Consider the following 26,873-nt stretch of genomic DNA (forward strand, 5'->3'; position numbering starts at 1 on the left):
CGGCCGCGTGGTGCGGCGCGACGTCGAGGCGGCCGCCCGGCGCGCGCCGGCCTCGGCCGCGCCTCCCCCGGCCGCCGCGCCAGCCGCGCGCCCCGACGAACAGCGCGTGCCGCATACCGGCATGCGCCGCGCCATCGCGCGCCGCCTCAGCGAAAGCAAACAGACAGTGCCGCACTTCTACCTGACGGTCGATTGCCGCGCCGACGCGCTGCTGGCCTTGCGCGCACAGGCGGGACAGGACGGCGGCCCGCGCCCCACCGTCAACGACTTCATCGTGCGCGCCGCCGCGCAGGCCCTGCGCGACGAACCCGGGCTGAACGTGTCGTGGCAGGACGATGCGCTGCTGCACCATGCCGGCGCCGACATCTCGGTCGCGGTCGCCACCGACGGCGGCCTGGTCACGCCCATCGTGCGCGATGCCGACGCCAAGCCGCTGGGCGCCATCGCCGCCGAGATCGCCGAGCTGGCCGCGCGCGCGCGCGCCAACCGCCTCAGGCCCGAGGAGTTCACCGGCGGCTCGCTCACGGTCAGCAACCTGGGCATGCACGGCATCGACCAGTTCGCCGCCATCATCAACCCGCCCCAGGCCGCCATCCTGGCGGTCGGCGCGGCCCGGCGCCGGCCGGTGGTGGACGAGGACGGCGAAATCCGCGCCGCCATGCTCATGACCGTCACGCTGTCGGCAGACCACCGCGCGGTCGACGGCGCCGTGGCGGCGCGCTGGCTGGCCGCCTTCCGCGCCCGGATCGAGCATCCCGTGCGCATCCTGCTGTGAGGCCGCGATGAGCCGACACGATTACGACATCGCCGTGGTGGGCGGCGGCCCGGGCGGCTACGTGGCCGCGCTGCGCGCCGCCCAGCTCGGCCTGCGCGCCGCGCTGGTCGAACGCGCCGAACTGGGCGGCATCTGCCTGAACTGGGGCTGCATCCCCACCAAGGCGCTGCTGCACAGCGCCGCCGTGCTGCGCGCCTGCCGCGCGGCGGCGGACTACGGCGTGGCTGGCGCCGCCGCGGCCCGCCCCGACCTGGCCGCCATGGTGGCGCGCTCGCGCAAAGTAGCCGGCCAGCTGGGGCGCGGCGTCGCGCACCTGCTCAAGAAGAATGGCGTCGCCGTGCACCGGGCGCGCGCGCGCCTGGACGGTCCCGGCCGGCTGGCGCTCGACGACGGCGCGACGCTGTCGGCCGCCCACATCGTGCTGGCCACCGGCGCCCGGCCCCGCGCCCTGCCCGCGCTGCCGGCCGGCGAACGCATCTGGACCTACCGCGAGGCGCTGGCGCCGGCGGCGCTGCCGGCATCCCTGCTGGTGGTGGGCGGCGGCGCCATCGGGGTCGAGTTCGCCAGCTTCTACCGCACGCTGGGCGCCGAAGTGACGCTGGCGGAAATGGCGCCGCAGATCCTGCCCCAGGAAGACGCCGAAATCGCCGGCCTGGCGCGCCAGGCGTTCGAGAAACAGGGCATCCGCGTGCTGACGGATTGCACCGTCGCGGCCTCCTGCCCCACCGCCGCCGGGGTGCGCGTGACGCTCGATCAGGGCGGCCGCCGCCGCGAGGTCGACGTCGAGCGCGTCATCGTCGCCGCCGGCATCGTCGGCAATGTCGAGGACCTGGGCCTGGAACAGACGCGCGTGCGCGTCGAGCGCACCCACATCGTCACCGACGGCCTGGGCCGCACCGCCGAACCCGGCGTGTACGCCATCGGCGACGTGGCCGGCGCGCCGTGGCTGGCGCACAAGGCCAGCCACGAAGGCCTGCTGTGCGTGGACGCCATTGCCGGCCAGCCGGTCCAGCCGCTCGACCCGCTGTGCATCCCGGCCTGCACCTACGCCCATCCGCAGGTGGCCAGCGTGGGCCTGAGCGAAGCGCGCGCGCGCGAGCAGGCCGGGGCCGCCGGCCGGCGGATCCGCGTCGGGCGCTTTCCCTACGCCGGCAACGGCAAGGCGCTCGCCATGGGCGAGGCGGAAGGGCTGGTCAAGACAGTGTTCGACGCCGATTCGGGCGAACTGCTGGGCGCGCACATCATCCATCCGGAAGCCGCCGAGCTGATCGCCGGCTACGGCGTGGCCGCCACGCTGGAAGCCACCGAGGCGGACTTGATGCACACGGTGTTCGCGCACCCGACCCTGGCGGAGGCCCTGCACGAATCGGTGCTGGCGGCCTACGGACGCGCCCTGCACATCTGAAGGTGAACGGCCGGCCGGGCAGCGGCCGGCCGTTCAGATCCGCTCGGCGAAGAAATCCAGGAAGCAGGCGATGCGCCGCGCCAACTGGGTATTGCGGTAGTAGACGGCGTGCATGGGCTGCAGGTAATCGGTGTAGGCGTGTTCCAGCACCTTCACCAGGCGCCCGCTGGCCAGGTCGTCGCGCACCATGAACTCCGACAGGCAGGCAATGCCCACGCCGCCCAGCGCCAGTTGCCGCTGGGTCTCGCCGCTGGACGCCGCCAGGGTCGGCGCGATCGCCAGCCCGGTCCCGCCCGCGTGGCGCAGGGGCCAGACGTTCAAGGTCTCGGGCTGCGTGAAGCCCAGCAGCTCGTGCCCGGCCAGCGCCTCGGGCGTGGCCGGCGCGCCCCGCCGCGCCACATAGGCCGGACTGGCCACCAGGAAACGCGGCGCCGGCCGCAACGGCCGGGCATGCAGGCTGGAATCCGACAGCGGGCCGGCGCGCAGCGCGATATCGGTGCGGTGCTCCAGCAGATCGACGATCCGGTCGTTGCTGGTGAGCTCCAGGGAAATCTCGGGATAGCGCGCGCGGAACTCGCCGACATGGGGCACCACGCAATGCAGCATCACCGGCGCCGAGGCGTCGATGCGCAGCTTGCCGGCCGGCTGCTGCAGGCGGATGCGCATGCATTCCTCGGCATCGTCGAGCTCGGCCACGATGCGCCGCGCCCGCTGCAGGAACAACTGCCCTTCATCGGTCAGTTCCATGCGCCGCGTGGTGCGGGTCAACAGCGTGACGCCCAATTGCGTTTCCAGGCGCGACAGGCCCCGGCTGACGCCCGAAGCGGTCTGCCCCAGGAACTCGGCGGCGGCGCTCATGCTGCCGGTGTCCACCACCGCCAGGAACACCCGCAAGGCTTCGGAACTGAGCGCCATCTTTGATCTCCCGTCACAAGTGAAGTGATTGTAGGCCTATTTTTCTCATAGATGGCGCGGCGCACAATGCCAAGCCTACGGGTAAACCCGAAAACCTCAGGAGAGACTCATGCCTATCGCACTATGGGCGCTGGCCGTCGGCGCCTTCGGCATCGGCACCACGGAATTCGTCATCATGGGCTTGCTGCCCGAAGTCGGCGCCGACCTGGGCGTCTCGCTGTCCAGCGCCGGGCTGCTGGTCACCGGCTACGCCTTGGGCGTGGTGGTGGGCGCGCCGCCGGTCGCCATCCTGACCGCACGCCTGCCGCGCAAGACGCTGCTGCTCGGCCTGATGCTGATCTTCACCGCGGGCAACCTGGCCTGTGCGCTGGCGCCCGACTATGCCACCCTGATGGCCGCGCGGGTGCTGACCTCGCTGGCGCACGGCGCGTTCTTCGGCGTGGGCTCGGTGGTCGCCACCAGCCTGGTCAGGCCCGACAAGCAGGCTTCGGCCATCGCGCTGATGTTCACCGGACTGACCCTGGCCAATGTGCTGGGCGTGCCGTTCGGCACCTGGCTCGGCCAGGCCTGGGGCTGGCGTTCGACGTTCTGGGCGGTCACCGCGGTGGGCGTGGTGGCCATGCTGGCGATCGCCACCTGGGTGCCGCGCAGCCGCGGCGACCAGGGCGGCGACCTGATGGGCGAATTGCGCGCCCTGGGCCGCCCGCAGGTGCTGCTGGGCTTCGCCATGACGGTGCTGGGCTTCGGCGGCGTGTTCACCGCCTTCACCTATATCGCGCCGCTGCTGACCGAGCTTACCGGCTTCGGCCCCGGCGCCGTGTCGCCCATCCTGCTGCTGTTCGGCGTGGGCCTGGTGGCCGGCAACACCTACGGCGGCAAGCTGGCCGACCGGCGCCTGATGCCCACGCTGGTCGGCAGCCTGGCCCTGCTGGCGGTGGTGCTGGCCGTCTTCAGCCTGACGGTATACGCCAAGGTCGCGGCGGTGATCACCGTGGCGCTGCTGGGCGCGGCCGCCTTCGCCACCGTGCCGCCCCTGCAGATGCGCGTGCTGGAGAAAGCCGGCGGCGCGCCGAACCTGGCGTCGGCCTTCAACATCGCCGCCTTCAACCTGGGCAATGCCGGCGGCGCCTGGCTGGGCGGCCTGACCATCGACCACGGCCCCGGCCTGGCCGCCACCCCGCTGGTCGCCGCCGCCGTGACCGCCAGCGGCCTGGCCATCGCCTTGTACAGCTGGAACCTGGACCGCCGCGGCCGCGCCGCGCCCGCCACCGAGTGCGCGCGGGCATGACACAGCGCGTCGGGAGGTGCAGGGAGGTGTCAGATACCTGAGGGCGTCTCTTGAGGTGTCAGACACCCCTGGGTGTCTGACACCTTCCCCTACACCTCCTATCTCCCTCATTACCAGGTGTCTATTACAAGGTGTCTGACACCCAGGGGGTGTCAGACACCTGCCACCGCCGCCCCCCTTATTCCTTCTTTCCCTCTTCACTTCTGGAACCTTCCGCAATGATCCCCACCAAACCCCTGGGCCGCGACGGCGCCACCATTCCCGCCCTGGGCCTGGGCGTGTTCCGCATGGCCTCCGAAGACACCGTCCGCATGGTCCGGACGGCCCTGCAGCTGGGCTACCGCCATATCGACACCGCGCAGATCTACGGCAACGAAGCCGAGGTCGGGCGCGGCCTGGCCGAATCCGGCGTGCCGCGCGACGAGGTGTTCGTCACCACCAAAGTCTGGGTCGACCACTATCGCGGCGCCGACTTCCGCCAGTCGGTGCAGGACAGCCTGGCCCGGCTGCGCACCGACTACGTCGACCTGCTGCTGCTGCACTGGCCCAGCGGCAAGGTGCCGCTGGCCGAGCAGATCGCCGCGCTGAACGAGGCCCATGCCGGCGGCCGGGCGCGCCATATCGGCGTCAGCAACTTCACCACCGCGCTGATGCGCGAGGCGGCCGCGCTGAGCGCCGCGCCGCTGGTCAACAACCAGGTCGAGTACCACCCCTACCTGGACCAGTCGGCCGTGCGCGCCGAGGCGCAGCGCCTGGGAATGAGCATCACCGCCTACTACGGCATGGCCGACGGCAAGGTGTTGCAGGACCCGGTCATCGGCGCCATCGCCCAGCGCCTGGGCAAGACCCCGGCGCAGGTCGCGCTGCGCTGGCTGGTGCAGCAGGACAATGTCATTGCCCTGAGCAAGACGCTGCGCGCCGAGCGGGCCGCCGACAATGCCCGCATTTTCGACTTCGAGCTCGACGCCGCCGACATGCGCGCGCTGGCCGGCCTGGCGCGTCCCGACGGCCGCCTGGTGTCGCCGGACGGGCTCGCGCCGCAGTGGGACTGAAGCCGCGCTCTCGGCGGGACGCGGCGCGGATGGAGTATCGTTGACCGCCATCGTCCCCTGGGAGCGCAAGATGAACCTGAAACTGAACGGCAAGATAACGGTCGTAACGGGCGGCAGCAAGGGCATCGGCCTTGCGGTGGCCAACGCGTTCGCCGCCGAAGGCGCATACGTGGCCATCGTCGCGCGCGATCCGCAAGGCCTGGAGCAGGCGCGCGCGCAGCTGCAGGCCAGCGGCCACAACGTGGCGGTGTACGCGGCCGACCTGTCCGACCCGCAGGCCGCCGCGCAGGTCATCGAGCGCATCGAGACCGATATCGGCCCGATCGACATCCTGGTCAACAGCGCCGGCGCCGCGCGCCGCCACGAGCCCGAAGACCTGGACGCCGCCAAGTGGCGCGCCGCCATGGACGCCAAGTTCTTCTCCTACATCCACGTGCAGGACGCCGTGCTGGCGCGCATGCGGGCGCGCGCCGCCAACCGCCCGGCGGGCGCGCTCAACGGCATCGTGGTGAACATCATCGGCAACGGCGGCAAGCGCCCCACCAGCACGCACCTGGCCGGCGGGTCGGCCAACGCGGCGCTGATGCTGTCCACCGTGGGCCTGGCGGCGCACTACGCCCGCTACGGCATCCGCATCAACGGCATCAACCCCGGCCCGGTCTTCACGCAGCGCGTCGAGCAGGTGCTGGAACTGGACGCCAAGCGCCGCGGCATCACGCGCGACGAGGCGCTGGCCGAAGGGCAGTCCAGCATACCGCTGGGCCGCTACGGCAAGGCCGAGGAAGTGGCCGACGTCGCGCTGTTCCTCGCCAGCCCGCGCTCGGCCTATGTGGTGGGGGCGATCATTCCGGTCGACGGCGGGGCGTCGTCGGTGATCTGAACCGCGGGCGGTGGGCCGGCGGCCAGGTGTCAGACACCCCTTGGGTGTCTGACACCTAAATGCCAAAGAGTGTCTGGCACCTAAATCGCTTCATGAAGGTGTCTGACACCCGCGGGTGTCAGACACCTTGTATCTTGAGCGCTTACCGCTTCAGTTGCGACACGTCGCGCACGGCGCCGCGGTCGGCCGAGGTGGCCAGCGCGGCGTAGGCCTGCAGCGCCTGCGAGACCACGCGCTGGCGGTCGACCGGCTGCCAGGCCCGGGCGCCGCGCGCTTCCATGGCGGCGCGCCGCTTGGCCAGTTCCTCGTCGGACACGGCCAGGTGGATGGTGCGATTGGGGATGTCGATCTCGATGCGATCGCCGTCCTCGACCAGGCCCACGTTGCCGCCCTCGGCCGCTTCGGGCGAGGCGTGGCCGATGACCAGGCCGGACGAGCCGCCCGAGAAGCGGCCGTCGGTGAACAGCGCGCAAGTCTTGCCCAGGCCCTTGGATTTCAGGTACGAGGTGGGATACAGCATTTCCTGCATGCCGGGCCCGCCCTTGGGGCCTTCGTAGCGGATCACCACCACGTCGCCCGGCGCGACCTTGTCGCCCAGGATGCCCTCGACGGCGTCGTCCTGGCTTTCGAACACGCGCGCGCGGCCGGTGAAGACCCACTGCGACTCATCCACGCCGGCGGTCTTGACGATGCAGCCCTTGGGCGCCAGGTTGCCGTACAGCACGGCCAGGCCGCCGTCCTGCGAATAAGCGTGCTGCTTGCTGCGGATGCAGCCGCCCTGGCGGTCCAGGTCGAGCGTCAGGAAGGTGGCGTCCTGGCTGAAGGCCACCGTGGTGGGGATGCCGCCGGGCGCGGCGCGGTAGAACTTCTGCGCCGCCTCGCCCGCGCCGCCGTTGATGTCCCACTGCGCAATGGCCTGACCCAGCGTGCCGCTGTGCACGTTGCCGCAGCTCAGGTCGAGCAGGTCGGCGCGCGCCAGTTCGCCCAGGATGCCGAGGATGCCGCCGGCGCGGTGCACATCTTCGATGTGGTACTTGTCGGTGGCCGGCGCGGCCTTGCACAGGCACGGCGTCTTGCGCGAAATGCGGTCGATGTCGGACATGGTGAAATCCACGCCCGCTTCCTGCGCGGCGGCCAGCAGGTGCAGCACCGTGTTGGTCGACCCGCCCATGGCCACGTCCAGCGTCATGGCGTTCTGAAACGCGCTCTTGGTGGCGATGCTGCGCGGCAGGACCGACGCGTCGTCCTGTTCGTAGTAGCGGCGGCACAGGTCCACGACCAGGCGGCCGGCCTGCTCGAACAGGCCCTTGCGCCAAGCGTGCGTGGCCACGATGGTGCCGTTGCCCGGCAGCGCCAGGCCGATCGCCTCGGTCAGGCAGTTCATCGAGTTGGCCGTGAACATGCCGGAACACGAGCCGCAGGTGGGACAGGCGCTGCGCTCGTACTGCTCGGCCTCGGCGTCGGTGATGTTGGGGTCGGCGGCCTTGATCATGGCGTCGATCAGGTCGATCTTGGCCAGCACCTTGCCGTCGGTGGGCGACTTGATCTTGCCGGCTTCCATGGGACCGCCGGACACGAACACCACGGGGATGTTCAGCCGCATGGCGGCCATCAGCATGCCCGGGGTGATCTTGTCGCAGTTCGAGATGCACACCATGGCGTCGGCGCAGTGCGCGTTGACCATGTACTCGACCGAATCGGCGATCAGTTCGCGCGACGGCAGCGAATACAGCATGCCGCCATGGCCCATGGCGATGCCGTCGTCGACGGCGATGGTGTTGAATTCCTTGGCCACGCCGCCGGCGGCTTCGATTTCCCTGGCCACCAGCGCGCCGAGGTCGCGCAGGTGCACGTGGCCCGGCACGAACTGCGTGAACGAGTTGACCACCGCGATGATGGGCTTGCCGAAATCGCCGTCCTGCATGCCGGTGGCGCGCCACAGGGCGCGGGCGCCGGCCATGTTGCGGCCGTGGGTGGACGTGCGGGAACGGTATTGCGGCATGGTCTTTCTCGGGCGGATGGGGTTCGCAAAGTGCTAAATAATACGCCGGATCGCCAGGGGCCGCCGGGCGCGCGCACCGGGCGTCGTCAGGCCGCGCCGCCGCCCAGGGCCAGCAGCGCCGCATGCAGCTGGCCCAATCCGCGATGCAGCGGCTTGTCGCCGCGCAGCACCACCGCCAGCGTGCGCGCCAGGCGCGGGGCCAGCGGCTTGACGCGCAGCCCCGGCCGGCCGCGGCCGGCCGGCACCGCCATGCGCGGCAGCACGGCGCAGCCCAGGCCCGCCGCCACGAGCTCCTTCATGGCTTCGGTGCTGCCCAGCTCCATGACGGGCCGGGCGCGCAGGCCGGCGGCCTCGAACCAGTCGTCGACCAGGCCGCGCGTGCGCGCGCCGGGCTCGAACAACACCAGCGGCCGCTCGGCCAGCGCGTGCGGCGTGACGCGTGCCGGCAGCTTGCCGCTGGCCGGGAAGATGGCGACGAACTCGTCGTCGAGCACCGGCGTCACCTGGAACATGCGGCCCGGCGCGGGCAGCGTGACCAGGCCGATATCCAGGGTATTGGCCTCGATGCCGCGCAGCACGTCGGCGGTGTTGCCGGTGCTGGCGACGATTTCCAGCGCCGGGAAACGCCGCCGCAGGTCGGCCAGCAGCGGCGGCAGCAGGTACGTGCAGGCCGTGGCGCCGGTGCCCAGCCGCACCCGCCCCACCACCTGCGCGCTGTGCGCCTGCATGCTGCGCTCGGCCTGCTCGACCGCCGCGTCGATGGCGCGCACATGGACCAGCAAGTCGGCGCCCGCGGCGGTGGCGGCGACCCGCCGCCCTACCCGTTCGGCCAGGCGCAGACCGTAGCGGCGCTCCAGCTGGCGCACCTGCAGGCTCACCGCCGGCTGGGTCAGCCCGTGCTTGTCGGCCGCGGCCGAGAAGCTGCCCAGTTCGATCACGTCCAGGAAAATGCGCAGGTGGTCGAGGTTGAGACCGCGCATGCCAGTGCCCCGTTTTCAAAGAATTGCTTATGCATTGCATAATAAACCAAAGCTTTATTAATGCATGGGCCGGGCGCACACTGCGGGTTTATCGTCAACGCCTTCCCGGCCGCCTCCCAGCCCCATGCCCGCTTCCGCTTCCCCGCTCGTCATACGCGACAGCGCCGCCGCCGATATCCCCGCCATCGCCGCCATCTACGCCCACCACGTGCAACACGGCACGGCGTCGTTCGAACTAGAGCCGCCCTCCAGCGACGAGATGCGGGCGCGGCGCGACGCGGTGCTGGCGCAGCGGCTGCCCTACCTGGTGGCCGAGCTCGACGGCGAGCTGGTCGGCTATGCCTACGCCACGCCGTACCGGCCGCGCCCGGCCTACCGCTACACGGTGGAAGACTCGGTCTATGTGAAGCCCGGCAAGGCCGGTCACGGCATCGGCGGCAGGCTGCTGGCGGCGCTGATCGAGCGCTGCGGCGCCGGCGGCTGGCGCCAGATGCTGGCGGTGGTGGGCGACAGCCGCAACGCGGCCTCGCTGGCCCTGCACGCCAGCCAGGGCTTCCATCCGGCCGGCACGCTGCGCTCGGTGGGCTACAAGTTCGGCGAATGGCGCGATACGGTGCTGATGCAGCGCGCGCTGGGCGACGGCGACCGCGGCACGCCCGCCGAACGCGCCTGAGAACCGCGCGTGCCCGCCGCCATTCCCGCCCGCGCGGTCATCTGCCTGGGCATCACCCAGCTGGTCGGCTGGGGGGTCTCGTTCTACCTGATCAGCAATTTCGGGCCGGCCATGCAGGCCGAACTGGGCTGGAGCGCCGCGCGCATCTATGGCGGCTTCTCGCTGGCCATCGTCATCATGGCGGTCGCCTCGCCGCTGGCCGGCCACGCCATCGACCGCTGGGGCGGACACCGCGTCATGCCGGCCGGCGCGCTGCTCACCGCGCTGGGGTGCGGCTTGCTGGCGGCGGCGCACGCCGCCGTGCCGTACTACGCCGCCTGGGTCGCGCTGGGCATCGGCATGCGGCTGTCGCTGTACGACGCGGCCTTCGCCACGCTGGCGCGCATTGGCGGCCCGCAGGCGCGGCGCGCCATGTCGCAGATCACCCTGTTCGGCGGCCTGGCTTCCACCGTCATGTGGCCGGTCGGACAGATGCTGGCGCAGGCGCTCGGCTGGCGCGGCGCCGTGCTGGCCTACGCGAGCCTGGCGCTGCTGACCCTGCCCCTGTACCTGGCGCTGCCGGCGGGCCGTTATCCGGCCGAGGCGGCGCATGCCGGCCGGCAGCCGGGCCTGGCCCGCAGCCCCGCCGACCAACGGCTGGCGCAAGCGCTCTACGCGCTGATCGCGATGCTCACCAATTTCCTGGCCGCGGCCAACGCCACGCACTTGATCGCCATGCTGACCGGCCTGGGACTGGCCGCCTCGGCGGCGGTCGGCATTTCCGCACTGTGGGGCATCGGCCAGGTCAGCGCGCGGCTGCTGGAATTGCTGTTCGGCGCGCGACTGCATCCGCTGGCCCTGAACCTGCTGACCGCGGCCGTGCTGCCGCTGTGCTTCCTGGCCGGCACGCTGGGCGGCCACCCGGTCGCGGCGGCGCTCTATGCCTGCCTGTACGGGGCCTGCAACGGCCTGCTGACCATCACCCGCGGCACCCTGCCGCTCGCCCTGTTCGACTACCGCGTCTACGGCGCGCTGGTGGGCCGCCTGCTGGTGCCGGGCTTCCTGTTGACGGCTGCGGGGCCGGTGGCGTACGCCGAGCTGATCGCCTGGGGCGGACCGCGCGCCGCGATGGTGGTGTCGATGGCCCTGGCGGCCACCATCCTGGCGGCGTCGGCGTGGCTGTCGCTGCGCTTCGGCCGCCAGGCCGCCGCACGCTGAGCCGCGCGGCGCACCGGCGCCAGCGCCGCTAGAACCGGTAGATCACCTTGAGCTGCCCGGCGTGGCTGGTCGTATGGCTGGACACTTCGCCGTCATACTGCAGCCGGAAATCCAGCCCCGAACGGTTGTTGACCTGCATGCCCACGCCGAAGCGACCGATCACATCGTCGCCGGGCAACGAGGCGCGGAAGCCGTCGCTGCCGGCCGGCGCGCCCTTGAAGCGCGCCTGGGCATCCCACGAGTCGTCGCTGAGGAACGACGCGCCGGCGTAAGCGTACGGACGCATGGTCGCGCCATCGGGCAGGTCCAGGCGCCCACCGACTTCCAGCGTCGGCGACAGGCCCACCACGAACTGGTCGCTGCTGTCCACGTCCAGGCTCAGCGGCCCGCCCGACTCGGTATAGCCGGGCATGCGCGCGTAGAGCGCATCCAGGTCCACATACGGCTTCAGGTAGAACTGCTCGGTGATGCCGATGTGGCGCGATACCCGCAGGCGCAGGCCGGCGCTGTAGACATCCGGGCTGCTGCTGGCCTGGCGGTCGTAGCCGTCGATGCCGAGGCTGCGGTCCAGGTCGTACGAACCGTAGCCGCCGCCGATGGCAGCCGAATAGACCCACGGCCCGGCCTGGTGCTTCAGCACCACGCCCGCATAACCGACGTCGCCGCTGCCGCCCGCGCGGCCGTTGTCGGCGCGCAGGCTGTTGTTCTGGTAGGCCGCCGAGCCGCCGATGAACCAGCCCGGGCGGAACTCGCGCTGCCCGCCGACTTGATAGGTGTTGCTGTCGAAGGAGTAGCCCGGCGTGCCCTGTACCGCGTCCTGGTCGGCGCTGCGGCGCGACGCCTGGCCCCAGAAGCAATCCTGCTCGCGCCCGTCAGTGCCGCTGTCCGGCATGGCCGGGCACGACATCATCGCGCCGGTGAAGCCCGCCATGCCGGCCAGCATCTGCGCGGCCGGCGCCAGGCTCACGCCGGGCGACAGGTCGGTCAGCCGGTCGCGGTACACGCCCGCCCCCTGGCCCGACGCGCTATTCAATACCGCGAACAACGGCGCCAGCTCGACAGTGCCGCCCTGGTCCCAGATCTCCTGCAAGTGCCCGGCGATGGCGCGCTGGTTGCGCGCCAGGCCCTGGCTAGCGGCGGCGAAGTCGGCCCCCTTCACGCTGACGCGCTGCTGGCTGCCCACCTGCCGCAAGTCGAAGTCGAAAATCGGCGTGTCGCGGGCCTGCAGCGCGCCGGTCGACGCGCCCCGCACCTCGAGCAGCGTCAGCTCGCGCCCCGGCAACAGGCTGGCGGCGCTCAGCGCCACCTGGCCGTCCAGTTCCGCATCGCCCTGCACCGCCATGCTGGCGGCGCGCATATTGGCGAAATCCACATCGGCGATCAGCACGCCCGAGCCGGCCTGCTTGTAGTTGCCCGCCACGGTCAGGCGGCCGAAACGGTCGGCCTGCGGGCTCACCACCAGTTGGCCGGCGTTCGTCACGCTGGCCTGGTAGACCGCCGCGCCCGACATCTTGCCGGCCGGCGCATTGTCGATGCCGCACGCGCCCGGCGTGCTGCAATACACGCTGCCCGACAGCAGGCCGCTGTTCTGGATCGCGATGCCGGCCGCGCCGTCATAACGGACCGCCGTGCCCGACATGCCGGACAGTTGGCCGGCGCTGCCGATGGTCAGCGAACTGCGCTCGGTCGAGTTGCTGGCGATCCAGGCGCCGGCCCCGCGGCCGGTGCCGCCGATGACCGAGCCGTCCACCGTCACGGCCACCGGCCCGCCTTGCCGGTCCGCGCCGGCACTCTGGGCGAATACCCCCGCGCTGCCGTCGCCGCTGGCGGTGACCGTGCCGCCGATGTTCACGGCCACCCGGCCGCCCCGGTTGTCGGCATTGTCGGTGGCGGCGCTGACACTGCCGGCAAAGCCGCCTTGCGCCGAACCGGCCAGCCCGCCGCCGCCGCCGATCGACTGGGCGACCACCCCGTGCGCATTGGCGCCATTGGTGAACACCTGGTTCTGCACCGCCACCGCGACGTCGCCGCCGCTGCCGCTCACGCGGGCGCCGCTGCCGGCCCATGACGCGCCGTCGACCGAAATCGCCTGCGCCAGGTCGCCGCCGATGCCGCCGCCGCCGCCGATCGATTGCGCCACCACGCCGTGGCTGCCCATGCCGTGGGTCGCGATCTCGCCGCCCGCCAGCGACACGGATACGGCGCCGCCGTCGCCCCAGGTCCCCGCGCCGCCGCCCAGGCTGACCTGGCCCGCGTCGGAAACATGGCTCACGCTGGCGATCCCGCCGCCCCCGCCGACCGACTGGGCGATCACGCCGACCGCGCCGCGCCCATACGTCACGATGCTGGCGCCGCTCTGCAGGGCCACGGCGCCGCCGTGGCCGCCCGTCAGTTCGCCATCGGCCCCCAGCGCGAGGACGCGCTCGATGGGCGGGACCGGTCCGGTGATGGGCGCGTCGCTGTCGGCCACGCTGCCCAGCATCCCGCCGCCGCCGCCGACCGACTGGGCCACCAGCGCGTGCGAGCCGTCGCCGGCGGTCTGGATCGCGCCGTTGACCGACACGTCGACGACGCCGCTATCGCCGCCCACGCCGTCATCCAGGCTGCCCAGCGAGGCGCGCACGCCCACTCCAGGCTCGCCTTCTTCATAGGTGAAATCGAGCACGCCGATCGGGTCGTTGACGCCGGCCATGCCGCCGCCGCCACCGATCGACTGCGCCGCGATGCCGTGCGAGAAAGCGCCCGCAGTGGCGATGCTGTAAGTACCCTGGACGTTGACGGCGCCGCCGTTGCCGCCGTCCCCGCCGGAACCGCCCAGCACCAGGCCGAGGTCGAGCTGGATGGACCGGACGGGGTCGGCATCGGGATCGCCCAGCGAACCCAGGCCGCCGCCGCCGCCCACTGACTGCGCCAGCAGGCCGGTCGCCATGTCGCCGCGGGTAAACAGGTTGGTGACCGCGCAGGCGCCGCCGGTGCAGACATCCACGCTGCCACCATTCCCCCCGTCGCCGCCGGCGCCGCCGACCGACAGGGTGAAATCGAGTGAGACGCCGAACGGCGTGCCGCCCGAGCCCATGGTCAGCCCGCCGGTGCCGCCGCCGCCCCCCACCGATTGCAGGACCACCGCGTGCGCGGCATCGCCGTATGTCTGGATCCAGTTGCTGCTGCGCGAGACGAAGGTCACGTTGCCGCCGTCGCCGCCATCGCCGCCGCCACCGCCGACACCGGCGCCGATGATGATATGCCCCTTGGTCGCCGGGGTGCCGGTGCCGCCCTGGCCGCCGCCGCCGCCGATGGATTGCGCCAGCACCCCATAGGCGCCGTAGCCCTGCGTGCCGATGTCGACGCTGTCGCCCAGCGACACCAGGGCCGCCCCGCCCTGGCCGCCGCCGCCGCCGTGGCCGCCCACCGCAATGTTCACATCCAGCCAGTTTTCATAAGTCGAGGACGTGCTGCCGCCGCCGATGCCGCCGCCCCCGCCGATCGATTGCACCACCAGGCCGTCGGCATAGTCGCCGGAGGTGTAGACCGACCCGTATTGATACAGGCTGGATGGGCCGCCGTGGCCGCCCAGCCCGCCGGTGCCGCCGACTTTCACGGCCAGCGTGCCGTTGGCGGTGAGCCAGTCGCCGTCGCGGATGGCCTTGATCGCGTTGAAGGTATTGTCCAGGATGTCGCCCTCGTCGGCGCCCAGCGAGCCGCCGACCCCGCCGCCGCCGCCGATCGATTGCGCCAGCACGCCATCGCTGTCGCGGCCGTCGGTGTAGACCAGCCCGCGGTTGTCCACGATGACTTCGGCGCCGTCGCCGCCCGCGCCGCCGGTCATGCCGACGCCGACATCGACGGCCACGCCGCCGTCCACCTCGCCCGTGACCTGGCCGTCCACGCCCAGGTAGACCCCGGTGCCCTGCCCGGTGCCGCCGCCGCCGCCCACGCTCTGCGCCACGATGCCGCGCGCGCCCGAACCGTTGGTGGCGATCTGCACGCTGCTGTCGGCGGTGACGACGACGTCGCCGCCATTGCCGCCCGCGCCGCCCTGCCCGCCGACGGTGACCAGCGCGCCGACGCTGAACGCGGCGCCGGTCTCGAAATCGAACGAATAGGCGTTGGCCGAGCCGCCGTCGCCGCCGCCGCCGCCGACCGACTGCGCCAGCACGCCGTTGGAATAATCCCCGCTGGTTTGCACCACCGTCTGACCGATGCCGTCCCAGTCGCCCAGGCTGACGCTCACCACATCGCCGTCGCCGCCGGCGCAACTGTCGTCGCCGCCATCGTGGCACTGGCCGCCCACCGCGACTTCATCCTGGATGTTGATGCTTTCCAGGCCGAACACGGCGGTCACCGAAAAAGCATGCGCGGAACCGCCGTCGCCGCCGCCGCCGCCGACCGATTGCGCCAGCACGCCGTTCGAGTACTGGCCCGCGGTGCTCAGGCCGGAGTCCCATACGTTGGCCGTGACGCGGCCGCCATCGCCGCCCTTGCCGCCCTGTCCGCCCACCACGACCAGGTTGTCCCACGCCACGGCGGTGCCGACCTCGGTGAAGATAATGCCGATGACCGCGCTGTGGTCCGACACATTGCCGCCGGCTCCCCCGCCGCCGCCGATGGATTGCGCCACCACCGCGGAAGCGTCTGCCACCTTGTAGGCATCGGGGTCGCCGCTGTCCGGGCCCAGTGTGTTGATGGATGAATTGCCGATCTGGGCCGCGACGGTGCCGCCATCGCCGCCGTTGCCGCCCATTCCGCCGACGCCCGTGACGAACTCGGCCATGACGGAAACCGTGCCGGAGGTCACGCCGCCGCCTGCGCCGCCGCCGCCGCCGATGGACTGCAGCATCACGCCGCGCGCCGCGTCGCCGGCAGTGTTCACCGCCAGGTTGTCCCAGGCGAAGGCGATGTCGCCGGCGTCGCCGCCATGGTCGCCGTCGCCGCCCACGATCACCGCGGTGAAATCGAAGAAGCCCGCGTGGGGCGCGCTGCCGCCGGCGCCGCCGCCGCCGCCGATCGACTGGGCGAGGATGCCGTGCGCATTCCTGCCCGAGGTCGTGATCGACGCCGGGTCCCTGCCGTAGAAACTGACATTGCCGCCGTCGCCGCCCGATTCTCCCGAGCCGCCCACGCCCACGGCGCCGCCCACGCCGATGGTCAGCGTATCGCCGCCGTTGCCGCCGCCGCCGCCCACGGATTGCGCGATCACCCCGTAGGAGAAATCGCCGGACGTCCAGATCGACCCGAGCTGCCCGATGGTGCCCGACTCGCCCCCGTCGAAGTGCACCGCGCCGCCGTCGCCGCCAGCCTCGCCGCTACCGCCGACGCCGATGATGCCGACCGTGCCGCTGGCATTGCCGCCGCCGCCCCCGATCGACTGCGCGCTGAGGCCCGGGGCGGCATCGCCCAGGGTGATGACGGAGCCGGCGTTCGACATGTAGACGGCGCTGCCGTGCGCCTCCCCGCTGGCCTCGCCCGGACTGCCGCCGACCGAGACCAGGCCGAGCGACACGCCGGCATTGCCGCCGCCGCCGCCGATCGATTGCGCGCTCATGCCAATGGAGCCGTAGCCGGTGGTCGTGACAGCGCCGGAATTGCTCACCACCACGGTCCCCGACTGGCCGCCCACGCCGCCGTCGCCGCCCACGCTGGCGATGATGCCGGTGCTGATGCCGCCCGCGCCGCCGCCGCCCGCGTTGGACTGGGCGTCGATGCCGAAGGCCCAGTTGCCGTCGGTGCGGATTTCGCCGGCGTTGTAGACGCCCACCTCGCCGGACCGCCCGCCGTCGCCGCCCTTGCCGCCGGAACCGCCCAGAATGGCGTAGAAATCGCCGCCCGTGCCGCCGCCGCCGCCCACCGACCAGGCCACGATGCCGGTGCCGTGGTCGCCGGCCGTCGTGATCGAGGCGCCCTGGCTGACGTTGACGGTCACATTGCCGGCGTCGCCGCCGAACCCCGCGCCGCCGGGCTTGCCCGCCAGCGCGAGGTCGTCCTGGCCATCGCCGCCGAAGCCGCCTTTCGATTGCGCCTGGATGCCGACCATGCCGTCGGCCGTGGTGCTCAGCACATACGGCGCCGCGCCCGGCGCCAGCGTCACGGTTACGTCGCCGGCATCGCCGCCGCTGCCGCCGCTGTGGTCCTTGGCCGGCGCGTGGCCGCCTTTGCCGCCCTCGGACACGGCCTGGACAATGGCGCCGCCGGCCCGCGCGACACCGATGGCGATATCGCTGGCCACGCCGACATCGACCCGGCCGCCGTCGCCGCCCGAGCCGCCGTTGTTCGAGTTGTCATCCGACCCGTAGCCCTCGGCGCCTTCGGACGTGGCCCGGATGCCGTAGATCGACACGTTGTCGCCGGTGGTGCCGTCCAGCATCAGCATGCCGGCCTGGTGCTCGACGCTCACCGCGCCGCCGTCGCCGGCCTTGCCGTTGCCGACGCCGCCGTCGCCGCCCTTCGACTTGGCGCGCAGCAGCGCCACCTGGACGCCGTCGCCGATGCTCAACTGCTCGCCGACGCTGCCGGCCAGCGCTGCGCCGGAAAAATAGAACGAGCCGCGGTTGACCACCCGCACTTCGCCGCCCTGGCCGCCGGTGCCGCCATACTGGTCGTCGAGCACCGACGAATTCTGGTCGCCGCCGTCGCCGCCCTCGCTGGCGGCATAGATGCCGTACATGTGATTGCGGATCTCGCCCGCCACGCGATAGCTGCTGGCGTCGTAGGTGCGCACCTCGACCCGGCTCCCCTGGCCGCCGTCGCCGCCATAGGTATTGTTGTTGTTATTGCCGCCGTCGTCGTCGGTGTCGTGCTTCTCGCCGTCGCCATGGCCGCCCAGGCTGGCGGCGAACAGCACGGCGTCGACCTGGCCCAGGCCATTGTGGTCGCCCACCACCAGGTCGACCCGGCCGGCGCTTTCCAGCCGCACCGTATTGCCGTGTCCGCCATCGCCTTCGTCATGGCCGTTGCCGCCCTCCGAGATGACATACATGGCGCCCGGCACCCCGGACAGCGCCGTGCCGCCGGCCACCGGGTCCAGGTTGAAGTTGGCGCCGTGGTCCAGCAACTCGAGCCTGGCGCCGTTCCTGCCGGAGCGGTCGCCATCGTGCGAGCCGTCGTCGCCCCGGTAGGCCAGGCCTTCTTCTTCGTCGAGCAGCGCGCCCGGGTCCAGCTCGACGCATATCGTGTCCGGGCTGCACACCATGTCGTCGGCGCGGGCCGTCAATGGGCCGAAGACCATGCTCAGGCTCATGGTCAACAGGGTCTCGCGCATCAGTTGATGGCGCTTGCGGGCGTGAACGTGCGGCATGTCGGTTTCCGGGCAGAGTGCATCCGCCGAAAACCTAACAAGGAACTACAGAACACAGCGCTTTTTTTCGACGAAACCGCCGATTGACTCGACGAATCCGCTCGCGCGATGCGCGCCGGGCGCGCCGCCCGGCCGTCGCCCGCCGGCCGGCTACCCCTGCCAGCGCAGCCAGCCGGACTTCCGCAACTCGCACGCCGGGCACGCGCCGCACCCGTAGCCCCAGTCGTGGCGCGCCCCGCGCTCGCCCAGATAGCAGGTATGGCTGTATTCGACGATCAGGTCCACCAGTTCCCGCCCGCCCAGCCGCTGCGCCAGTTCCCAGGTCTGCGCCTTGTCGATCCACATCAGCGGGGTCTCGATGGTGACGCGCGTCCCCAGCCCCAGGCCCAGGGCCACTTGCTGGGCCTTGATGGTGTCGTCGCGGCAGTCGGGATAGCCCGAGAAATCGGTTTCGCACATGCCGCCCACCAGCACGTCGAGCTGGCGCCGGTAGCCCAGCGCCGCCGCCAGGGTCAGGAACAGCAGATTGCGCCCCGGCACGAAGGTATTGGGCAGCCCGTTGGCCTGCATTTCGATGGCGCGCTCGGAGGTCATGGCGGTGTCGCCCACCTGGCCCAGCACGCGCAAGTCCAGCAGATGATCTTCGCCCAGCCGCGCGGCCCACTGCGGAAAGCGCGCGCGCAGCTCGCGCAGCACGTCCAGGCGCGCGTCCAGTTCGATGCGATGGCGCTGCCCGTAATCGAACGCCACGGTCTCGACATGGGCATAGCGGTCCAGCGCCCAGGCCAGGCAGGTGGTGGAATCCTGGCCGCCGGAAAACAGGACCAGCGCGCGACGTTGATGATTCTGCATGAGCACACTTGAACAAATTGCGAGGCAAGACGCCATGGCGGAACTGTACCGCAAGGCGGGCCGTAAGGATGGGTGCGTAAAATGGCCGCCGTTGCTTTATCCGCTGTTTTCCGTATCGTCCCAAAGCCTCCACGCAACCCTTTGCCTGACGGATCCCTCGCCCGATGAAAGCCATCCGCCCGCAGTCCGACACTGCCGAACCCTTGCGCAACGACATCCGGCTGCTGGGCCGGTTATTGGGCCAGGTCATCCAGGCCTGCGAAGGCGAGCGGGTATTCGACACCATCGAGACGCTGCGCCGCACCGCGGTGCGCTTCCGCCGCGAAGGCAATGAGGCCGACGGCAAGCTGCTGGAGCAGCGCGTCAAGCGCCTGCGCGGCAACGACCCGAACTCGGTGGCGCGCGCCTTCAGCTACTTCCTGCACCTGTCCAACATCGCCGAGGACCGCGACCAGAACCGCGCCCAGCGCCTGCGCGCCCTGACCGACGACACGCCGCCGCGCGGCAGCCTGCGCGAGGCCGTGGCCCTGCTGAAAGAGCAAGGCGTCAGCCCCGCCCGCATCCGCCGCCTGCTGGCCGAGGCCCGCGTCGTGCCGGTGCTGACGGCCCACCCCACCGAAGTGCAGCGCAAGAGCACGCTCGACGTGCACCGCGAAATCGCCGCGGCGCTGGTGCAGCGCGAAGGCCCCCTCACCGCCGAGGAAATCGCCGAGCTCGACCTGACCCTGTTGGGCCGCGTCGCCACCCTGTGGCAGACCCGCATGCTGCGCTATACGCGCCTGACCGTGGCCGACGAGATCGAGAACGCGCTGTCGTACTACCGCAGCACCTTCCTGAACGTCATCCCGCGCGTATACGCCGAGCTGTCGCGCCTGCTGGGCCGCGACTCGGCCAAGCCCTTCGCCGCCCCGCCCGCGCCGCTGGAGCCGTTCCTGCGCATGGGCAGCTGGATCGGCGGCGACCGCGACGGCAATCCCAACGTCGATGCCGGCACGCTGGAACTGGCGCTGTTGCGCCAGGCCACGGTGCTGTTCGAGTATTACCTGCAGGAAGTGCACGCGCTGGGCGCCGAGCTGTCGATCACCACGCTGCTGATCGACGCCGATCCGGCGCTGCACGCGCTGGCCGACGCCGGCGGCGACGACTCCCCCCACCGGCGCGACGAACCCTATCGCCGCGCGCTGGTCGGCATCTATGCAAGGCTGGCCGCCACGGCCCAGCAGCTCACCGGCCGCGACCTGGCGCGCCGCGTCACCCACCCGGCGCCGGCCTACGCGGCGCCGCGCGAACTGGCCGACGACCTGGCCGTCATCGCCGCCTCGCTGTCGGCACACCATGCCGCGCCGATCGCGCGGCTGCGCCTGGCGGGCCTGCAGCAGGCGGTGGAAGTGTTCGGCTTCCACCTGGCCACGGTCGACCTGCGGCAAAGTTCCGATGTGCACGAGCGGGTGCTGGACGAACTGTTCAAGCGCGCCGGCGCGCAGCATGACGGCAAGCCGGTGGACTATGCCCAGCTCGACGAGGCGGGCCGGGTGGCGCTGCTGCGCGCCGAGCTGGCGCTGGCGCGCCCGCTGGTCTCGCCCTGGATCGCCTACAGCGAGGAAACCACGCGCGAACTGGCGGTGCTGCGCGCCGCGGCGGCGGCGCGCGCCCGCTACGGCAAGCTGGCGGTGCAGCAGACCATCGTGTCGCACACCGAAACCCTGAGCGACCTGCTCGAGGTGCTGGTGCTGCAGAAGGAAACCGGCCTCATCGTCGACCCCGAGCCGGGCAGCGACCTCGCGGCCGGCGACGGCCTGATGGTGGTGCCGCTGTTCGAGACCATCCCCGACTTGCAGCGCGGCCCGGAGATCATGGCGGCCTGGCTCGATCTTCCCGAGGTGCGCCAGCGCGTCAAGCAGGCCCAGGACGGCACCCAGGAAGTGATGCTGGGCTATTCCGACAGCAACAAGGACGGCGGTTTTCTCACGTCGAACTGGTCGCTCTACCAGGCCGAGCGCGCGCTGGTCGATGTGTTCAGCGCGCGCGGCGTGCGCCTGCGCCTGTTCCACGGCCGCGGCGGTTCGGTCGGGCGCGGCGGCGGCTCGAGCTTCGACGCCATCCTGGCGCAGCCGCCGGGCACCGTGGCCGGCCAGTTGCGGCTGACCGAGCAGGGCGAGGTCATCCAGAGCAAGTACAAGGATGCCGAGGTGGGCCGCTGGCACCTGGAACTGCTGGTGGCCGCCACGCTGGAATCGTCCCTGGCGCCGCGCGCGGCCGCCACCAGCGCGGAAGACGCGCACATGGCGCATTACGGTCCGGCCATGTCGTTCATGTCCGACGCCGCGCAGCGCAGCTATCGCGGCCTGGTCTACGACACCCCGGGCTTTGCCGAATACTTCTTCGCCGCCACGCCCATCACCGAGATCGCCGGGCTCAATATCGGCTCGCGCCCGGCTTCGCGCAAGCAGGGCCAGCGCATCGACGACCTGCGCGCCATTCCCTGGGGGTTTTCGTGGGCGCAGTGCCGGCTGATGCTGACCGGCTGGTACGGGGTGGGGTCGGCCATCGAGGCCTACCTGGAAACCGGCGCCCCGGGCGCGCCGCGCTCGCGCCGCGCGCGGCTGGCGCAGTTGCGGGAGATGGCGCGCGAGTGGCCGGCGTTCCGCACGCTGTTGTCCAACATGGAGATGGTGCTGGCCAAGTCGGACCTGGCCATCGCGGCACGCTATGCCCAGCTGGTGCCGAACCGGGGCCTGCGCAACCGCATCTTCGGCCAGATCAGCGCCGAGCACGCCCGCACCGTCGCCATGCTGCGCCTGCTGACCCAGCGCGAGTTGCTGGCCGACAATCCGGCGCTGCTGGCGTCGCTGCGGGAACGCTTCGCTTATATCGACCCGCTGAACTACCTGCAGATCGAGCTGATCCGCCGCTGGCGCGCCGCCCAACGGGACGGCTCGGCCGAACCCGACAAGCGGGTGCGCAGCGCCATCCACCTGACCATCAACGGGATCGCGGCGGGATTGCGTAATTCCGGCTGAAGATGTTTTTGCGGGGTTGGGGCGTTTGGGTTCTTGAAGCGCCCGCTCGTGCCGGGGTGCGAAACCCCATGCTGCTGGTGTCCCGTGGGGCCAGGTAGGTGTCAGGGACCTGCCTGCATGGAGGTGTCAGACACCCCGTCCACACCGTCTCCTCGAGCACGATCGTGCGCAGGGGTGTCTGACACCTGCCCGCCTGCCGCGAGGCATGCGTTCGCTGTGAGTCCTGGGCGTGCCGGGGCGCGCGGGGCGGCCAGTTGGAGCGAGGGCAGCCCCCGCAGGGGGCCGAGGGCGCCTGGTGGCGCGCCCGAGCCGAGCGACGTGGCCGGCCCGCGCGCCCCGGCACGCCCAGGACTCCCCACGAAGACCGTCCCTCCCGCATCCCCCAATTTGGCGCTCCCCGGATTTTCTTAGTACTATCCCCAGATAATTCTATATACGCACAAATGTTCGTATATAGAACACAAAGATTCCCGGCCCGCGGGAAGGCATTCCAGGATGAGACGCGCTCCGTCACGCCCGACCGCCTTGCGCGAGCATCTCGAGAGCGTATCGACATGGATCTTCCTATCCAGAGCCTGGCCGTCATCGGCGCGGGCGCCATGGGCAGCGGCATCGCCGCCCTGTTTGCCGCCAAGGGGCTAGACGTAGTTCTCATCGACCCCGTGGCAGGCGCGCTGGAGCGCGCCGCCGGCGTCATCGACCGGCAGTTGGGGGTCTACGCCCCCGATGCCGTCGCCGAGACGCGCCGCCGCATCCGCATGGAAACCGGCCTGGAAGCCGCCTGCTCCTGCGACCTGGTCATCGAGGCCGCGCCCGAAAAACTGCAGCTCAAGCGCGACATCTTCGCCCGGCTGGACACCCTCTGCCAGCCCGGCGCCATCTTCGCCACCAACACCTCCGGCCTGTCCATCAACGCCATCGCCGAAGCCGTCACGCGGCGCGACCGCTTCGTCGGCACCCACTTCTTCACCCCCGCCGACGTCATCCCGCTGGTCGAGGTCGTGCGCAACGACGACACCTCGGCCGCGACCGTCGAGCGCGTGATGGCGGTGCTGCGCGGCGTCGGCAAGCGCCCCGTGCTGGTCAAGCGCGACATCCCCGGCTTCATCGCCAACCGCATCCAGCACGCCCTGGCGCGCGAGGCCATCTCGCTGCTCGAAAAAGGCATCGCCAGCGCCGAAGACATCGACGAAGTCGTCAAATGGAGCCTCGGCATCCGCCTGGCGCTGTCGGGCCCGCTGGAACAGCGCGACATGAACGGCATCGACGTGCACCACGCCATCGCCACCTATCTTTACGCCGACCTGGAAAACCGCACCACGCCCTCGCCCCTGCTGGCGGAAAAAGTGGCCAGCGGCCAGATCGGCGCCAAGAGCGGCCAGGGCTTCTACACCTGGCCCGCCGAACGCCGCGAGCAAGTCCTGCGCGACAAGAGCGCTGCGTTGGGCGAGCTGGTGGCGTGGCTCAACAGCCGCCAGGGCGGCTGACGCATTCCCCTTTACCCGAACCGGCGGCGCGCCCGCCCCGCAGCGCGTCCGCGGCTGCCCGGCACGGCGCAGCCTTGAACAAGACCCACCGTAGCGAGCTGGAAGCAGCATGAACAAATTAGCCTCTTTCTTCACCGAGCTGATGCGCAAGTATCTGCCCGACCCCTTCGTATTCGCCATCGCGCTGACGCTGCTGACCGTGCTCATGGCCATGGGCATCGAAGGCCAGGGCATCGGCCAGATCACGCGCGAATGGGGCAAGGGCTTCTGGAGCCTGCTGGCCTTCACCACCCAGATGGCGGTGATCCTGGCCATGGGCTATGTGCTGGCGACCGCGCCGCTCACCGACCGCCTGCTCAACCGCATCGTCAGCCACGTGCACCAGCCGCGCACGGCCATCATCGTGGCCACCCTGGTGGGCGGCATCGGCAGCTACCTGAACTGGGGCTTCGGCCTGGTGATCGGCGGCATCGTGGCCAAGAAGCTGGCGCTGAAGGTCAAGGGCGTGCACTACCCGCTGATCATCGCGGCGGCCTACAGCGGCTTCACCATGTACGGCCTGGGCCTGTCGGCCAGCATCCCGGTGCTGATCGCCACCCCGGGCCATCCCATGGCCGACCAGATGGGCGTCATTCCCTTGTCGGAAACGATCTTCTCGGTGCCGATGCTGGTGACCAGCCTGGTCATCATCGTGACGCTGCCGCTGCTCAATGCCTGGCTGCACCCGCGCGCGGGCGACAAGGTGGTGGAAGTGGATCCGGCCATCGACAAATCGACCGAGCCGTCCGCCGCCGGCGACCTGCTCGAACAGAACACGATCGCCTCGAAGCTGAACAACAGCCGCCTGCTGAGCCTGGTGATCGGCCTGCTGGGCATGGCCTACGTGGCCTTCCACTTCATGGACGGCGGCTCGCTGGACCTGAACCTGATCAACTTCATCATCCTGTTCCTCGGCATCCTGCTGCTGGGCACGCCGGCCGCCTACGTGGCCAAGCTGAACGACGGCATCAAGACCATCTCGGGCATCATCCTGCAATACCCGTTCTACGCCGGCATCATGGCCATCATGGCCGGCTCGGGGCTGGTGAACACCATCTCGCATGTGTTCGTGGACGTGGCCACGCCGGGCACCCTGCCGTTCTGGGGCCTCATCAGCTCGTTCTTCATCAACTTCTTCGCGCCCTCGGGCGGCGGCCACTGGGTCATCCAGGGTCCGTTCATGATCGACGCCGCCAAGGAAATCGGCAGCTCGATCAGCCAGACCTCGATGTCGGTCATGCTGGGCAATGCCTGGAACGACCTGGTGCAGCCATTCTGGATCCTGCCCGCGCTGGCGCTGTCGAAGCTGAAGCTGCGCGACGTGATGGGCTACACCGTCATCATGATGCTGTGGGTGGGCGTGATCCACATCGCCGCCGTGCTGGCATGGGGCATCCTGACCCACTGATCCGTAGGAGGCTATCCCTATGAAACCCCAGGCTTACCTGGTCACCGGCGGCAGCGCCGGCATCGGCGCCGCCATCGTGCGGGCGCTGCTCGACGCGGGGCACCGCGTGGTCAACATCGACTATCGTCTGCCCGACGACCCGCCGGCGGGGCTGGTGTCGATCCAGGCCGACCTGACCGACGAGGCGCAGACCAAGGCGGCGGCCGCCCAGGCCACCCGCGACCACGCCATCGTCGGGCTGGTGAACAACGCCGGCGCCACCCGGCCCGGCACCGCCGACACGGCCACGCTGGCCGACCTCGACTACGTGGTGGCGCTGCACCTGCGCACCGCCCTGATCCTGGTCCAGGCCGTGCTGCCCGACATGCGCGCCGCCGGTTTCGGCCGCATCGTCAACATGTCGTCGCGCGCCGCGCTGGGCAAGCCCGACCGCGTGGTCTATTCGGCCACCAAGGCCGGCCTGGTGGGGCTGACGCGCACGCTGGCGATGGAGCTGGGCGGCGACGGCATCACCGTCAACGCGATCGGCCCCGGGCCCATCGCCACCGACCTGTTCCGCAACAGCAATCCCGACGGCGCGCCGCAGACGCAGCGCATCATCAACAGCATCGTGGTCAAGCGGCTGGGCACGCCCGAGGACGTGGCGCGCGCCGCCATGTTCTTCCTGTCGCCCGACAATGGCTTCGTGACCGGCCAGATGCTGTACGTATGCGGCGGCACCACGCTGGGCGTGGCGCCGGTCTGAATGGACGGCCGCGCCACGCCTGCCCGCGCGCGCCGCGCCTCAGCGGCGCCGCAGCGCCTGGTCGATGTGCTCGGCCGCGCGGCGCAGCGGCGGCAGGAACGCGTCCAGCATGGCCTCGCGCGAGTAACGGTTGGCATGGCCGCTGACGTTCATGGCGCCGATCACGCGCCCGGCGCGGTCGACGATGGGCACGGCCACCGACTGCAGGCCCGGCTCGAGCTCCTGCACCACGCAGGCATAGCCGTCGGCCCGCACGCCGGCCAGGATGCGCTTGAGCTCGCCCAGGTCGGTGACCGTATGCGGGGTGTGCGCGCGGATGTCGCTGGCGGCCAGCAGGCGATCCTGCTCGGCCGGCGGCAGGCCCGCCAGCAGCACCCGCCCCATGGACGTCACCCAGGCCGGCAGGCGGCTGCCGACCGACAGGTTGATGCTCATCACCTTGTGCGTCGACAGCCGCAGGATATACACGATGTCGGTGCCGTCCAGCACCGACACCGAACACGATTCGCGCGTGGTCTCGGCCACCTCTTCCATGTACGGCAGGGCCAGGTCCCACAAGGGCGTGGCCGACAGGTACGAATACCCCAGCTCAAGAATGCGCGGGGTCAGCGCGAACTTGCGGTCCTCGACCGTCACGTAGCCCAGGTGCGCCAGGGTCAGCAGGATGCGGCGCGCGCCCGCGCGCGTCAGGCCGCAGGCGGCGGCCACTTCGGACAGCGTCATTTGCGGACGCTGCGGCCCGAACGCCCGGATGACCGACAGCCCACGCGCGAACGATTGCACGTAGCTGTCGCTGGGTTGCTGGGATTCTTGCGTATCCATATCCACCAAGGCGGCGCCGGCCGGCGCCCGGAGCGGCGCTGC

The 26,873-nt window shown here is 71.0% G+C and carries 17 protein-coding genes; 11 read left to right on the forward strand and 6 right to left on the reverse strand.

Translation table 11 applies throughout. The features are described 5' to 3' along the window. Both CAL24_RS21445 and lpdA read left to right on the forward strand, forming a co-directional pair. Nucleotides 1-775 (forward strand): 2-oxo acid dehydrogenase subunit E2 (locus tag CAL24_RS21445; protein ID WP_141218103.1); only part of this gene is annotated, 775 nt, incomplete at its 5' end. 7 nt (nucleotides 776-782) lie between these two features. Then, nucleotides 783-2,180 carry a dihydrolipoyl dehydrogenase gene (lpdA, locus tag CAL24_RS21450; protein WP_094807883.1) on the forward strand — a complete coding sequence of 466 codons (1,398 nt, stop codon included), beginning with the start codon at nucleotides 783-785 and terminating at the stop codon, nucleotides 2,178-2,180. 33 nt (nucleotides 2,181-2,213) lie between these two features. Here the strand turns inward: lpdA and CAL24_RS21455 are convergent, their stop codons facing one another. After that, the gene (locus CAL24_RS21455; RefSeq protein ID WP_028355310.1) at nucleotides 2,214-3,095 is read right to left on the reverse strand and encodes a LysR family transcriptional regulator; all 882 of its coding nucleotides are present in this window, start codon (nucleotides 3,093-3,095) and stop codon (nucleotides 2,214-2,216) included. Nucleotides 3,096-3,204: 109 nt separating this feature from the next. On the opposite strand from CAL24_RS21455, the gene CAL24_RS21460 reads away from it, so the two are divergent. The 3 genes from CAL24_RS21460 (at nucleotide 3,205) to CAL24_RS21470 (ending at nucleotide 6,315) form a co-directional block, all read left to right on the forward strand. Continuing rightward, nucleotides 3,205-4,383, forward strand: a complete 1,179-nt coding sequence (locus CAL24_RS21460) for an MFS transporter (RefSeq protein ID WP_094807884.1) — start codon at nucleotides 3,205-3,207, stop codon at nucleotides 4,381-4,383. Between the two features lie 218 nt (nucleotides 4,384-4,601). Next, entirely contained in the window at nucleotides 4,602-5,435 is an 834-nt protein-coding gene (locus tag CAL24_RS21465; RefSeq protein ID WP_094807885.1) for an aldo/keto reductase, read from the forward strand. Nucleotides 5,436-5,505: 70 nt separating this feature from the next. Beyond that, nucleotides 5,506-6,315 carry an SDR family oxidoreductase gene (locus CAL24_RS21470; protein ID WP_028355307.1) on the forward strand — a complete coding sequence of 270 codons (810 nt, stop codon included), beginning with the start codon at nucleotides 5,506-5,508 and terminating at the stop codon, nucleotides 6,313-6,315. Nucleotides 6,316-6,457: 142 nt separating this feature from the next. Here CAL24_RS21470 and ilvD read toward each other — a convergent pair whose 3' ends face one another. Both ilvD and CAL24_RS21480 read right to left on the reverse strand, forming a co-directional pair. Continuing rightward, the gene (gene ilvD, locus CAL24_RS21475) at nucleotides 6,458-8,317 is read right to left on the reverse strand and encodes a dihydroxy-acid dehydratase (protein ID WP_028355306.1); all 1,860 of its coding nucleotides are present in this window, start codon (nucleotides 8,315-8,317) and stop codon (nucleotides 6,458-6,460) included. Between the two features lie 86 nt (nucleotides 8,318-8,403). Next, complete coding sequence (locus tag CAL24_RS21480; protein ID WP_094807886.1) at nucleotides 8,404-9,297, reverse strand: LysR family transcriptional regulator; 894 nt, start codon at nucleotides 9,295-9,297, stop codon at nucleotides 8,404-8,406. A 124-nt stretch (nucleotides 9,298-9,421) separates the two neighbouring features. Between CAL24_RS21480 and CAL24_RS21485 the strand changes: the two genes are divergently transcribed. Both CAL24_RS21485 and CAL24_RS21490 read left to right on the forward strand, forming a co-directional pair. Further along, nucleotides 9,422-9,970 (forward strand): GNAT family N-acetyltransferase, encoded by a 549-nt coding sequence (locus CAL24_RS21485; protein ID WP_028355304.1) that lies wholly within the window; start codon nucleotides 9,422-9,424, stop codon nucleotides 9,968-9,970. Between the two features lie 9 nt (nucleotides 9,971-9,979). Further along, entirely contained in the window at nucleotides 9,980-11,167 is a 1,188-nt protein-coding gene (locus tag CAL24_RS21490) for an MFS transporter (protein WP_094807887.1), read from the forward strand. Nucleotides 11,168-11,195: 28 nt separating this feature from the next. Here CAL24_RS21490 and CAL24_RS24470 read toward each other — a convergent pair whose 3' ends face one another. Next, nucleotides 11,196-18,458 carry an autotransporter outer membrane beta-barrel domain-containing protein gene (locus CAL24_RS24470; RefSeq protein ID WP_094807888.1) on the reverse strand — a complete coding sequence of 2,421 codons (7,263 nt, stop codon included), beginning with the start codon at nucleotides 18,456-18,458 and terminating at the stop codon, nucleotides 11,196-11,198. Between the two features lie 150 nt (nucleotides 18,459-18,608). Further along, complete coding sequence (gene queC, locus CAL24_RS21500) at nucleotides 18,609-19,310, reverse strand: 7-cyano-7-deazaguanine synthase QueC (protein ID WP_028355302.1); 702 nt, start codon at nucleotides 19,308-19,310, stop codon at nucleotides 18,609-18,611. A 164-nt stretch (nucleotides 19,311-19,474) separates the two neighbouring features. Here queC and ppc point away from each other — a divergent pair, with 164 nt between their 5' ends. The 4 genes from ppc (at nucleotide 19,475) to CAL24_RS21520 (ending at nucleotide 26,009) form a co-directional block, all read left to right on the forward strand. Continuing rightward, nucleotides 19,475-22,330, forward strand: coding sequence for a phosphoenolpyruvate carboxylase (ppc, locus tag CAL24_RS21505; RefSeq protein ID WP_028355301.1), 2,856 nt, complete (start codon nucleotides 19,475-19,477; stop codon nucleotides 22,328-22,330). 554 nt (nucleotides 22,331-22,884) lie between these two features. Beyond that, on the forward strand, nucleotides 22,885-23,817 hold the full coding sequence (locus tag CAL24_RS21510) for a 3-hydroxyacyl-CoA dehydrogenase family protein (protein WP_094807889.1): 933 nt from the start codon (nucleotides 22,885-22,887) through the stop codon (nucleotides 23,815-23,817). A gap of 109 nt (nucleotides 23,818-23,926) precedes the next feature. Beyond that, nucleotides 23,927-25,264: a short-chain fatty acid transporter gene (locus CAL24_RS21515; RefSeq protein WP_028355299.1), complete on the forward strand. Its 1,338-nt coding sequence runs from the start codon at nucleotides 23,927-23,929 to the stop codon at nucleotides 25,262-25,264. Between the two features lie 19 nt (nucleotides 25,265-25,283). Further along, entirely contained in the window at nucleotides 25,284-26,009 is a 726-nt protein-coding gene (locus CAL24_RS21520) for an SDR family NAD(P)-dependent oxidoreductase (RefSeq protein WP_028355298.1), read from the forward strand. Between the two features lie 39 nt (nucleotides 26,010-26,048). On the opposite strand, the gene CAL24_RS21525 is transcribed toward CAL24_RS21520, so the two are convergent. Further along, complete coding sequence (locus tag CAL24_RS21525; protein ID WP_038853814.1) at nucleotides 26,049-26,831, reverse strand: IclR family transcriptional regulator; 783 nt, start codon at nucleotides 26,829-26,831, stop codon at nucleotides 26,049-26,051. Between the last annotated feature and the right edge of the window lie 42 nt (nucleotides 26,832-26,873).

The organism is Bordetella genomosp. 2 (assembly GCF_002261345.1).
Taxonomy (GTDB): domain Bacteria; phylum Pseudomonadota; class Gammaproteobacteria; order Burkholderiales; family Burkholderiaceae_B; genus Bordetella_A.

Coding starts and splice junctions, on each gene's coding strand:
- CAL24_RS21510 (WP_094807889.1), top strand. CDS start 22,885: ATGGATCTTCCTATCCAGAGCCTGGCCGTCATCGGCGCGGGCGCCATG.
- CAL24_RS21455 (WP_028355310.1), bottom strand. CDS start 3,095: ATGGCGCTCAGTTCCGAAGCCTTGCGGGTGTTCCTGGCGGTGGTGGAC.
- CAL24_RS21460 (WP_094807884.1), top strand. CDS start 3,205: ATGCCTATCGCACTATGGGCGCTGGCCGTCGGCGCCTTCGGCATCGGC.
- CAL24_RS24470 (WP_094807888.1), bottom strand. CDS start 18,458: ATGCCGCACGTTCACGCCCGCAAGCGCCATCAACTGATGCGCGAGACC.
- queC (WP_028355302.1), bottom strand. CDS start 19,310: ATGCAGAATCATCAACGTCGCGCGCTGGTCCTGTTTTCCGGCGGCCAG.
- CAL24_RS21465 (WP_094807885.1), top strand. CDS start 4,602: ATGATCCCCACCAAACCCCTGGGCCGCGACGGCGCCACCATTCCCGCC.
- CAL24_RS21515 (WP_028355299.1), top strand. CDS start 23,927: ATGAACAAATTAGCCTCTTTCTTCACCGAGCTGATGCGCAAGTATCTG.
- CAL24_RS21520 (WP_028355298.1), top strand. CDS start 25,284: ATGAAACCCCAGGCTTACCTGGTCACCGGCGGCAGCGCCGGCATCGGC.
- lpdA (WP_094807883.1), top strand. CDS start 783: ATGAGCCGACACGATTACGACATCGCCGTGGTGGGCGGCGGCCCGGGC.
- ilvD (WP_028355306.1), bottom strand. CDS start 8,317: ATGCCGCAATACCGTTCCCGCACGTCCACCCACGGCCGCAACATGGCC.
- ppc (WP_028355301.1), top strand. CDS start 19,475: ATGAAAGCCATCCGCCCGCAGTCCGACACTGCCGAACCCTTGCGCAAC.
- CAL24_RS21485 (WP_028355304.1), top strand. CDS start 9,422: ATGCCCGCTTCCGCTTCCCCGCTCGTCATACGCGACAGCGCCGCCGCC.
- CAL24_RS21470 (WP_028355307.1), top strand. CDS start 5,506: ATGAACCTGAAACTGAACGGCAAGATAACGGTCGTAACGGGCGGCAGC.
- CAL24_RS21480 (WP_094807886.1), bottom strand. CDS start 9,297: ATGCGCGGTCTCAACCTCGACCACCTGCGCATTTTCCTGGACGTGATC.
- CAL24_RS21525 (WP_038853814.1), bottom strand. CDS start 26,831: ATGGATACGCAAGAATCCCAGCAACCCAGCGACAGCTACGTGCAATCG.